At 71.9% G+C, this 11,090-nt stretch carries 10 protein-coding genes; 7 read left to right on the forward strand and 3 right to left on the reverse strand.

What is annotated here, in order from left to right; translation table 11 throughout:
* From ACFTZL_RS32460 to lanKC, 3 genes are all read right to left on the reverse strand, one after another.
* Window positions 1-861: ABC transporter transmembrane domain-containing protein (locus ACFTZL_RS32460; protein ID WP_382590031.1), on the reverse strand; the 861-nt coding region annotated here is incomplete at its 3' end.
* Between the two features lie 85 nt (window positions 862-946).
* Entirely contained in the window at window positions 947-1,063 is a 117-nt protein-coding gene (locus ACFTZL_RS32465) for a SapB/AmfS family lanthipeptide (RefSeq protein WP_184587041.1), read from the reverse strand.
* Window positions 1,064-1,147: 84 nt separating this feature from the next.
* A complete protein-coding gene (lanKC, locus tag ACFTZL_RS32470) occupies window positions 1,148-3,754 on the reverse strand; it encodes a class III lanthionine synthetase LanKC (RefSeq protein ID WP_382590034.1) in 2,607 nt (868 codons plus the stop codon).
* Between the two features lie 186 nt (window positions 3,755-3,940).
* Between lanKC and ACFTZL_RS32475 the strand changes: the two genes are divergently transcribed.
* The 7 genes from ACFTZL_RS32475 to ACFTZL_RS32505 all read left to right on the forward strand — a co-directional run bounded on the left by ACFTZL_RS32475 (window position 3,941) and on the right by ACFTZL_RS32505 (window position 11,062).
* Entirely contained in the window at window positions 3,941-6,400 is a 2,460-nt protein-coding gene (locus ACFTZL_RS32475) for a SpoIIE family protein phosphatase (protein ID WP_382590037.1), read from the forward strand.
* Window positions 6,401-6,510: 110 nt separating this feature from the next.
* Entirely contained in the window at window positions 6,511-6,930 is a 420-nt protein-coding gene (locus tag ACFTZL_RS32480) for a CBS domain-containing protein (protein ID WP_382590040.1), read from the forward strand.
* A gap of 125 nt (window positions 6,931-7,055) precedes the next feature.
* Window positions 7,056-7,238, forward strand: coding sequence for a hypothetical protein (locus ACFTZL_RS32485; protein ID WP_382590055.1), 183 nt, complete (start codon window positions 7,056-7,058; stop codon window positions 7,236-7,238).
* A gap of 104 nt (window positions 7,239-7,342) precedes the next feature.
* Window positions 7,343-8,410 (forward strand): glucose-1-phosphate thymidylyltransferase, encoded by a 1,068-nt coding sequence (locus ACFTZL_RS32490; protein ID WP_382590043.1) that lies wholly within the window; start codon window positions 7,343-7,345, stop codon window positions 8,408-8,410.
* Entirely contained in the window at window positions 8,407-9,387 is a 981-nt protein-coding gene (rfbB, locus tag ACFTZL_RS32495; RefSeq protein ID WP_382590046.1) for a dTDP-glucose 4,6-dehydratase, read from the forward strand. Before ACFTZL_RS32490 ends, rfbB begins: the two co-directional genes overlap by 4 nt.
* Window positions 9,384-10,262 carry a dTDP-4-dehydrorhamnose reductase gene (gene rfbD / locus ACFTZL_RS32500; RefSeq protein ID WP_382590049.1) on the forward strand — a complete coding sequence of 293 codons (879 nt, stop codon included), beginning with the start codon at window positions 9,384-9,386 and terminating at the stop codon, window positions 10,260-10,262. Before rfbB ends, rfbD begins: the two co-directional genes overlap by 4 nt.
* Complete coding sequence (locus ACFTZL_RS32505) at window positions 10,259-11,062, forward strand: class I SAM-dependent methyltransferase (RefSeq protein ID WP_382590052.1); 804 nt, start codon at window positions 10,259-10,261, stop codon at window positions 11,060-11,062. The genes rfbD and ACFTZL_RS32505 overlap by 4 nt, the downstream gene beginning before the upstream one ends.
* The last annotated feature ends 28 nt before the right edge of the window (window positions 11,063-11,090 follow it).

Genomic DNA, 11,090 nt, shown 5'->3' on the forward strand with positions numbered 1-11,090 from the left:
CCGCGAGGCCGCGAGGACGTCCCCGACCGACAGCCGGTCCCGGGTGAGCAGCACACCGGCCACGGCGACGACCCCGAGGTGCAGCAGCGGAGCCACGGCGACCGCCTGTGCGGCGGCCCGCCCCTGCACGCGCCACATGCGGTGTCCGGCCCGGGACAGCTCGGGCAGCGGCCGCAGCACGCGGGCGGTCTCCTTGTCCTCCGTACCCGCCGCCCGGACGGTACGGATGCCCTCGACGGCCTCCGCCAGCGCGGCCGCGATCCGGCCCTGGGCCCGCTGATACCTGGCAGCGCTCTCCGAGGTGTCACGGGAGACCGCACGCAGCAGAAGAGTCAGGACGGGGGCCCCGGCGAGGAAGACGGCCGCGAGCCACCAGTCGATCAGGCCGAGCGCGACCACACCGCCGATCGGGCCGGCGAGCGCCGCCAGGAGAGCCGCCCGGGCCGCGGGCGTGGTCCCCGCCTCGGCCGCGTTGCCGACCAGACGGGCGACGAGGTCACCGGAGCCGAAGCGGTCGGCCGCCCGGGGGCCGACGCCCAGGACGTGCCCGGTCAGCAGGCGGCGCAGCCACGCGGTGCTCCGGGCGTCGACGGTGCCGGTGAGGACGGTCTGCGCCGCGTCGAGCACGGCGAGCAGCAGCACGAGGCCGGCGCAGTAGAGCACCCAGCGGGTCGCCGGAGCCTGCGCCAGCAGCAGATCGAGGGCCCGGCCGAGCGCGGCCGGCAGCAGCAGACCGGCGCCGATCGCGGCGGTGCTCACCAGGCACAGGGCCACACAGCGGGCCCCGCTGTACCGGGTGGCCGTACGCAGCAGCGCGCGGGCCTGTCCGGCCGCCGGGTCGTCGTCACCACGCGTGCTCATAAGGGCCTTTCGTGGGACGGGAGGAGCCCCGGGCGGCCCCGTCCCCGAAGGGAGAAGGCCGCCCGGAGCCGTACCGCAGACGCGGTCAGAGACAGAGCAGGACGCTCGCGGCGCTGATGCAGGAGAGCAGGCTCACCGTGCTGTTGCCGCCGCCGTCCGTCCGCTCCTCGGACTCGATCGTCTGCAGGTCGAGAAGTGCCATGGTGTGTCCTTCCGTTGGGTGTCCGTCCGTGGTCATCCGTGGGGACGGGGTGGTGTCACGACTCCGCGGGATCGCGGAGCCGCGTCAGTGGGGCCGCCGGTTCGGCGGCGGGAGGAACGGCAGGTGGGCGTCGGTCGCCGGGTCGAGGGCCGCGCCGAGCGCCAGCAGGCACCCTGCCGTTCCGGTGGCGAGATCCATGGACAGCCGCATCATCTGGTGGCCGGGGAAGGCCAGTTGGCCCTGGTACGCCATCGCGAACCAGCCGAGCCCGGCGATCTGCCCGGCCAGCCGGTCGGCGGTCGCGCCCGGCGTGGTCGTGCGGCTGAGGTGCAGGATCATTCCGGCGCGGCCCTGGAAGAGCCCGGGCTGCGCGTAGAAGCGTGAGGTGGCCGCGGTGAGCACACCGGAGCGGGCCTGCTCGAACTCCCCGGCGAGGTCAGGGGCACGGTCCACGAGGTCGTCGAGGACCATGCCGAGTCCCGCGCTGCCGTCGCCGAGGTAGGGCAGGGTCCGCCAGCCCTCGTCGACCTCGAGCGCCCCGCCCTCGCGGGTCGCGCAGGACTCCAGGTCCCGGCGCAGGGCGATGGCCGCGGCCTCCAGCCATGCCGCCCGGCCGGTCCATTCGTACTGTCGCAGCATGAGCAGCGCGGGACCGCTCGCGCCCCGCAGCAGTCCGGCGCGCCGCTTGGGCGTGGCCGGGGGCGGCTCGGTGAGCCGCTGTACGAGGATCCGCGCGGCTTCGTCGGCCCGCTCGCGCAGCTCCGTCTCGCCGGTCGTCTCGGCCAGCCGGCCCAGGACGAGGCCCAGTCCGGCCAGTCCGCCGTGCAGGTCGGAGGAGAGGTTCTGCCACCGCTCGGCGAGGATGCCCTCGACCAGGTCCAGCGCCCGCTGCCGGTGCCCGACCCGGTCCAGGACCAGGGCGACGCCCGCGAGCCCGTCGTAGAGGCCGAGCGGCGTACCGACCGGGGCCGGTGCCGTCCGGGTGAGCAGCCAGCGCTCGCCCTCCTCGTACCGCTCGGCGCCGGCGGCGTCCAGCGCGTACAGCACCCCGGCGGCGCCGTGGGCGAGCCCGAGCCCGCCGCCGTCGGAGAACTGGGCGACATCGCCCGGGAAGAGCCGGTCGTCGCGCTCCGGGGTGGCCGAGGCGAGGATCGCCTTGACCATCGAGTCGCGGCTGTACGGCCAGTCGCCGGGGTCCACCGGTGCGGAGGGAGCGGCCACCGTACGGCCGGACACCTCCCGAGTGATCTCCGCGACCGCCTCGTCGAGGAACCCTCGCGGCACGTCCGGGAACTGCTCCGAGATCACCTCGGCCAGATGCGCCGCCTTGCCGCGGTCGACCACGAACAGCGTGGTCACGGGCAGGAACAGGGCCAGTCGCAGACAGGCCAGCGCATAGCGGTCGACATCGGCGCCCCGGCGGTCCGGCGGCGCGAAGAAGCCCGGGTGGGCGACGACCTGGCGGCCGTTCTCCTCGGCCGGGGCCGCTGCCTCGAAGTCGAGGAGGAAGACCGACTCCTCGTCCGGCGCGACCATGATGTTGAAGACGTGCAGGTCGTTGAAGACGATGCCGCGCGCGTGAACCGCCGCCACGGCCTCCTCCACCTCGCGGTGGATGCGCAGCGCCCACGCCGTGTAGGCGGCGACGGCCCCGGCGTCGGGATCCTGGGCCAGCAGCGGATGCCGTTCGGCGAAGAACGAGTTGAGCGGACGGCCCTCGAGGAAGTCCATCACCAGGAACCGGTGGCCGCCGAGCTCGAACCAGTCGCGCACCTCCGGGACCACGCCCGTGCCCGCGACCTGCTCCAGCGCCCGCCTCTCCCGCTCCAGCCGGGCGACCGCGTCGGCCCCGTCCGAGGCGAGCCCCGCGTGCGGCCGGCCCTCCTTGAGGACGACCTTGCGGCCGTCGCGGGTGTCGGTGCCCACGTACACACCGCCGCCGTTGGAGAAGTGCAGCGCCTTCTCGATGCGGTACGGCAGCTCGCCCGTCGTCGTGTTGTTGCGCGCGTCGAGATGCGGCTGGAGGAACGCCGGGAGCGTCACCCACTCCGGCACCTGGAAGGACGGCGTCCGCCGGTCCGGCACCAGTTGCCCCGCGCCGTCGCGCACCGCCGGGACCAGCGAGCCCCGCTCGTCCACGACGAACGAGCGCGCGAAGGCGCCGTAACGGACGTACAGCGGCCCCTCGCCCCAGCGCAGATCGGTGAGGATGTACGGCCCCTCGAAGCCCTCCAGCAGCGCGCCCAGCTCGCGCAGCACCTCGTGGAGCTGTTCCTCGTCGGCCGGATAGACGGTGACGAACTTGCCGCTGCCGTCGCGGGGCGCGTATTTGGTGTTGCGCAGGTGCAGCAGGTGCGGGCCGGGCACGAACTTGAAGGGGACACGCCGCTCGACGCAGTAGTCCCAGACGATCCCGGCGATCTTCTCCGCGTTCGCCCGGGTCGCCGAGGCGTGGATCTTCCAGCCCTGCGCCGGACCCTGCGACGGCTCGCCGTCCGGACCGGGCGGCGTCATCGTCAGCCAGTCCCCGATCCGCGCCGTCTCCCAGCCCTCGGGCACGGGCCGGCGGGCCGTCTCGTAGAGGTGCGCGGCCGCCCCCTGTGAGGCCTCCTGCCCGCCTCGCGCCAGCCGGTCCGGTGTCTCGTAGAAGTGCCGGTCGGCCAGCGCGTACACCTCGTACCGCTTGTCCATGCGTCCCCCTCCGTGATCGGCACTGAGCCTTCCAGCCACGCGCCGGGCCAGGACAGTCACGGCTGTCACGAGAACAGCGTGCGGAACGCATGGGTAAAGACATGTTCGGTTCCGTTCGAGCATTCGCGTCGATGCTGGTCCACGGAACGCTCACAGGGGCTGCGCAGGTGTCGCATAAGCGCTGTAATGGCCAACGTGGTCAGTGAGGGCGCCCAAGAACCCCGAGAACGCAGAACGCGAATGCTGCGTGCCGAAGGTGCCCTCAAAGCGATCGCGGCCGATCAGGAATCGCCGGAACGAGTGCACCGCGTCCTTGAACAGGCACTCGTCTTCGCCGGCGCCGCGTTCGCGGCCCTGTACACCCCCGGCCAGGACGGCGAGCTGCTGCGCCTGGTGGAGTCGGCCGGGGTGCCGAGGACGCTGTACGGACTGCGCGACAGCTATCCCCGCACCGGGCGGTCCCCGGTCGCCGAGGCCCACCGCGGTGGTCGCCCCGTCTCGCTGGGCCCCGCGGAACTCGCCGAGCACGTCCAGGCCCGGCGCGTGCCGTCCGGGGACTTCTTCCTGACGGCCCTGCCCGTCCACGGGGACGGCGGCGGCTGTCTCCTCGCCGTGTGCGAGCGCCCCGACGGATTCGACACCGACGATCGCGAGTGCCTGCAACTGATCTCCGAGGCGGTCGCCTTCCCCACACCGGCCCCGCCCGCCGAGGGCGGTGAACTGCCGCCGGGCGCGTTCAGCCTCGCCATGGAAACCGGCCGTGTCCGGGCCGGCGACGACCTGCTGGACCTGTTCGGCCTGGACCCCGTGGAGTTCGACGGCCGGGTCGAGACCCTGCTCGGCCTGACCGTGCCGGAGGACCTGCCGTCGCTGATGTCCGTGGTGGAGGCCGACCACATGTCCATCGGCGACCGGGAGCTGGAGTTCCGGGTGCTCCAGCCCACCGGACCGCCGAAGTGGCTCCGGCTGCGCGGGCGCCTCCTGCCCGGCGGCGTGGGCCACCCCGCACGGCTCGTGGGCACCGTCGACGACGCCTCCACGCTGCGCTCCGACGTCACCGACGTCGCCCGCGTCCAGCGCCTGGCCACTGTGCTGGCCACCGCCGTCACCGTCCGCGACGTCGGCAAGGCCGTCGTCGCCGCCCTGCGCCGGCCGCTCAGAGCCGACCGCATCGCGCTCGCCGAGCTGGAGAGCGACCGGCTCGTCGTCACCGTCCTCGACCCGCCCGAACCCGAGGCCTGGCCCGAGCTGTGGCGCCGGGAGTGGCGCACCGAATGGCCCGACGCGCCCGTCCGCGCCATGCCCACCCTCGCCGCCGCCCTGCGCGAGGGCCGCGCCCGGATCTGGCCCGCCGGCAGCGCCCTGGAACGCGGCCTGGCCGAGGTCGGCCCCGGTGGCCTCGCCGTCCTGCCGCTGCCCGCCGGGAACCGCATGGCCGGGGCCTGCCTGATCGGCTGGGACACGCCGCACGACTTCGGCTCCGACGAACGCGCCCTGCTCACCGCCTGCGCCGGCCTCGCCGGACAGGCCCTGATGCGGGCGCGCGCCTTCGACGCGGAACACGAACTCGTCGGCATGCTCCAGCGCCAGCTCCTGCCCCGCCGACTGCCCCGCCTGCCGGGCGCCGAGGCCGTCACCCGCTATCTGCCCAGCACGGCAGGGCTGGAGCTCGGCGGCGACTGGTACGACGTCATCCCGCTGCCCGACCACCACGTCGCCCTCGTCATCGGCGACGTCCAGGGCCACAGCGCCGCCGCCGCCACCCTCATGGGCCAGATGCGCACCGCCCTGCGCGCCTACGCCGTCGAGGGGCACACACCGGACGTGGTGGTCTCCCACGCCAACCGGCTGCTCATGGACATGGAGAGCGACCTCTTCGCCACCTGCGCCTATGTCGACATCGATCTGGAGGAGGGCTCCGCCTGGTGTGTGCGGGCCGGGCACCTGCCGCCGGTACTGCGCTACCCGGACGGCACGACCGAGATCGCGGAGTCCGAGGGCGGCCCGCCGCTCGGGGTGATCACCCAGGCCGACTTCCCCATGAGCCCGCTCCGGCTCCCGCCCGGCACCCTGATCGCCCTGGTCACGGACGGGCTCGTCGAGACGCCCGACTCCGACATCGACGAGGGCATGGAACGTCTCGCCGACCAGCTTGCCGCCTCCGCCCCCGTCGACCTGGGGCTCGTCGCCGACGCCCTCCTCGGCAGCGCCCAGCGCAGCGACGACGTCGCCGTGCTCCTGCTGCGCTACGACGGCATGGACCTGCGCCCGCTGCGGGAGAGCTGGACGGTCTGGCGCGTGCCGCAGGCGGTCGGGCACGCCCGCCGCTTCGCCCGGCGCACCCTGCGCTCCTGGGGCGTCACCGAGGACTTCGACGCAGCCCTCCTCGTCGTCTCCGAACTCGTCACCAACGCCCTCGTGCACACCGAGGGCCAGGTCCGCATGGACCTCACCCTCATCAACAACCGCCTGCGCGTCGCCGTCGCCGACGCCTCGCCCCGCTCCCCGGTCAGACCGACCAGCATCGGCTGGGAGGCCACCGGCGGCCGGGGCGTCCTCCTCGTCGAGGCACTCTCGGCGACATGGGGCACACTGCCGGTCAGCGGCGGCAAGCAGGTGTGGGCGGAGATGACGCTGGGGCGCTGAACGCCCCGCACGAGTTCCTGGTGACCGGTCGGGTCCATCGGGTACCCGGGCGACGCACAACGGAGAACCGCCAGGAGCCGAAGAAGAAAGAAAGAGGAAAGAGGAACGTCATGGCTCAGCACGTCCGCGACATCATGACCGGCGATCCGGCCACGGTCGGGCCGCAGACCTCCGTCGCCCAGGTGGCCCGCATCATGCGCGACGAGGACCTCGGAGCCGTCCTGGTGGCGGACGGTGACGATCTGCGTGGGCTGGTCACCGACCGTGACCTGGTGATCCGGTCGGTGAGCGAGGGCACCGATCCGGAGCGGACCACCGTGGCCGGCGCGTGCAGCGACGACCTGGTCACCATCGGCCCCGACGAGGACCTGGTCCACGCGGTGGAGCTGATGCGCGAGCACTCCGTGCGCCGTATCCCGGTCGTCGACCACGGACACGCCGTGGGCATCGTCTCCCTGGGCGACATGGCCATGGAGCGCGACCCGGAGTCCGCGCTGGGCGACATCAGCGCCGCGCGCCCCAACGCATGACGGGTGTGAACAGCTCTGCCCCGCAGACGCGTTGACAGCCTCGGTCCAGGCGTCTCGACGCGCGTTTGTTCGGTTTCTCTTTGGTTACTCGAACGGCAGCGGATCCAGAAGGAAGATGATGAGCCGTGACGTCCATGGACCTGAGTGACAAGCCCGCCGTCCGCCGGCCCGAGACCGGCTGGTCGAAGGCACGCCGTCTGCGCGGCAAGGCCGCGCTGCGGACCTGCCTCCCCGCCGTCGAGAACCGGGCCACTCCCGGCATCACACACTCCGGGGCGGAGTGGAACATCGTCAGGGGCGAGGACTGACCGCTCTGCGAGGGACCGCGCGGTGACGATCCGAGTAACTCCGCGCATCGACAACTAAAAGAAGTGATGTTCACATCCGCCGGATCGCGACTAAGGTGAACCGAATGAAGGCTCTCGTGCTGTCCGGCGGCGCAGGAACAAGACTGAGGCCGATCACACACACGTCGGCCAAGCAACTGGTGCCAGTGGCCAACAAGGCTGTGCTTTTTTACGGGTTGGAGTCGATCGCCGAGGCCGGCATCACCGACGTGGGAATGATCGTCGGGGACACTGCCGCGGAGATCGAGGAAGCGGTGGGCGACGGGTCGAAGTTCGGCCTGAAGGTCACCTACATCCCTCAGGAGCGGCCCCTCGGGCTGGCCCACGCGGTACTGATCGCCCAGGACTTCCTCGGCGACGACGATTTCGTGATGTACCTCGGCGACAACTTCATCGTCGGCGGCATCACCGACCTCGTCGACGAGTTCCGCGGCAGCCGGCCCGACGCCCAGATCCTGCTCACGCGCGTGGCCGACCCGCGCGCCTTCGGTGTCGCCGAACTCGACCCGTCCGGCCAGGTGATCGGCCTGGAGGAGAAACCCGACCAGCCCAAGAGCGATCTCGCCCTGGTCGGCGTCTATCTGTTCACGCCCGTGATCCACCAGGCCGTGCGCGCCATCGAACCGTCCTGGCGCGGCGAACTGGAGATCACCCACGCCATCCAGCACCTGATCGACTCCCGCGCCGATGTGCGCAGCACGGTCATCAAGGGCTACTGGAAGGACACCGGCAACGTCGGCGACATGCTCGAGGTGAACCGTACGGTCCTCGAAGCCATGGAGCGCCGCATCGACGGCACTGTGGACGACGCCTCGCAGACCATCGGGCGGGTGGTCGTGGAAGAGGGCGCCCGGATCGTCAACTCCCGCATCGTCGGGCCCGTCGTGATCGGCGCGGGAACCCTCGTCAGCGACTCCTACGTCGGCCCCTTCACCTCGATCGCGGAGAACTGCCGGATCACCGACAGCGAAGTGGAATTCTCGATCGTGCTGCGGGACTCCTCGATCCAGGGCGTCGGCCGGATCGAGTCCTCGCTGATCGGCCGACATGTCGAGGTGACCCCGGCCCCCAGCGTCCCCAGCGCCCACCGATTCGTCCTCGGAGACCACAGCAAGGTGCAGATCACTTCATGAACCTCCTCGTCACCGGTGCCGCCGGGTTCATCGGCTCCCGCTACGTCCGCGCGCTGCTCGCCTCGGACGCGCCCGACGCGCCGCGCATCACCGTGCTGGACAAGCTCACCTACGCCGGCACCCTCGACAACCTCGAACTGACCCACCCCCGGCTGGAGTTCGTCCAGGGCGACATCTGCGACGCCGAACTCGTCGACAAGCTGATGGCCGGCGCCGACCAGGTCGTGCACTTCGCCGCCGAGTCGCATGTGGACCGCTCCATCACCGGCGCCGCCGACTTCGTCCGCACCAATGTGCTCGGCACCCAGACCCTGCTGGACGCCGCCCTGCGCTACGACGTGGGCCCGTTCGTGCACGTCTCCACCGACGAGGTCTACGGCTCCATCGAGTCCGGCTCGTGGCCGGAGGACCACCCGCTGCAGCCGAACTCGCCGTACTCGGCCTCCAAGGCCTCCTCCGACCTGCTCGCCCTCGCCTACCAGCGCACCCACGGCCTGGACGTGCGCGTCACCCGCTGCTCCAACAACTACGGCCCGCACCAGTTCCCCGAGAAGGTCATCCCGCTGTTCGTCACCAACCTCCTCGACGGCGGGACGGTGCCCCTGTACGGCGAGGGCCGCAACATCCGTGACTGGCTGCACGTCGACGACCACTGCCAGGGCGTCGACCTCGTCCGCACCAAGGGCCGTCCCGGCGAGGTCTACAACATCGGCGGCGGCACCGAACTCACCAACAAGGAACTCACCGGCCTGCTCCTCAAGTCCTGCGGCGCGGACTGGGACCGGGTGGAGTACGTCGAGGACCGCAAGGGCCACGACCTGCGCTACTCCGTCGACTGGAGCAAGGCCCGCGACGAGCTCGGCTACCGCCCTGCCCATGACTTCACCACCGGCCTCGCCGAGACCGTCGCCTGGTACCGCGACAACCGTGCCTGGTGGGAGCCACTGAAGCGGCGCGTCGCCCAGGAGCGCGCATGAGGTGGCTGATCACCGGAGCGGGCGGAATGCTCGGCCACGACGTCGTCGAGGAGCTCACCCGGCGCGGCGAGGACGTGGTGGGCCTGGACCGCTCCGCCCTGGACATCACACGCCCCGAGGCCGTCTCCACGGCGGTGCGGGAGCACCGCCCCGACCTCGTCGTGAACTGCGCCGCGTACACGGCCGTCGACGACGCCGAGACCGACGAGGCCCGCGCCCTGGAGATCAACGGCGCCGGACCGCGCCTGCTGGCCCGGGCCTGCGCGGCGCACGACGCCCGGCTGATCCACGTCTCCACCGACTACGTCTTCTCCGGCGAAGCCGGTAGCGCCCCCTACCCGGAGGACCATCCGCCGGCCCCGCGCACCGCCTACGGCCGCACCAAGCTGGCCGGGGAGCGGGCCGTGCTGGAGGAGCTGCCCGGGGCGAGCGCGGTCGTGCGCACGGCTTGGCTCTACGGGGTCCACGGCACCAACTTCGTGCGGACCATGATCGGTCTCGAAGCCCGCCGCGACACCCTCGACGTCGTCGACGACCAGCGCGGGCAGCCCACCTGGAGCGCGGACGTCGCCGAGCGGATCGCCGACCTCGGACCCCGGCTCGGTCCCGAAGCGCACGGCGTCTTCCACGCCACCGACGCCGGCGAGGCCACCTGGTACGAGCTGGCCCGCGAAGTGTTCTCCCTTCTCGGCGCCGACCCGGACCGGGTGCGCCCCACCAGCAGCGCGGCCTTCCCCCGGCCCGCGCCCCGCCCGGCGTACAGCGCCCTCGCGCACGGCCGGTGGCAGGAGATCGGCCTGCCCCTGCCGCGCGACTGGCGCTCCGCCCTGCACGAAGCACTGCCCCGCATCCGCAAGGAAGGTCCCACTTCGTGAAACGCCATGAGTTCCTCCGGGGACTGCACAAGGTCAGCGCCAATCGCAACTACCTGGAGATCGGCGTCAACGACGGCCGCAGCCTGCGTCTGTCCCGCGTCCCCAGCATTGCGATCGACCCCGCTTTCAAGGTGGTCTCGGAGCTGAAGTGCGATGTCCACCTGGTGAAGGCCACCAGTGACGACTTCTTCGCCCGTGACAACCCCCTCCAGCACCTCAAGGGCGGCCGTCACCCGCTGCGCAACCTGCGCCGCGGCCGCAGCCCCATCGGCTACTGGCGCCGCACCACGCTGGATCTGTCGTTCATCGACGGCATGCACATCTTCGAGTACGCCCTGCGCGACTTCATGAACGTCGAGAAGCACTCCGACTGGTCCAGCGTGATCGTCTTCGACGACATGCTGCCGCGCAGCGTCGACGAGGCGGCCCGGGACCGGCACACCAACGCCTGGACCGGCGACGTCTACAAGATCACCGAGGTGCTGGCGCGCTACCGCCCCGACCTGGTCACGGTCCAGGTGGACACCGCGCCCACCGGCCAGCTCGTCGTCTTCGGCGCCGACCCGAACAACCGGGTCCTGCACGACAAGTACGACGAGATCATGGCCGAGTACAAGGTGCCCGACCCGCAGAAGGTCCCCGAGGCGATCCTCGAACGGGCCGGCGCGGTGCCCCCCGAGACCCTCCTGGAAGCGGGCTTCTGGCGCCCCCTCACCCAGGCCCGCAACCGCGGCCTGCCCCGCTCCATCGGCTGGGAGCCCCTGCGCAAGGCCCTGCAACAGGTGGGCGTCAGCCGCTGACCCTTCTTGGGGTTGATGTGGGACAGAC

Origin of the sequence: Streptomyces sp. NPDC056948 (genome assembly GCF_042674225.1) — a bacterium.
GTDB lineage: Bacteria > Actinomycetota > Actinomycetes > Streptomycetales > Streptomycetaceae > Streptomyces > Streptomyces purpurascens.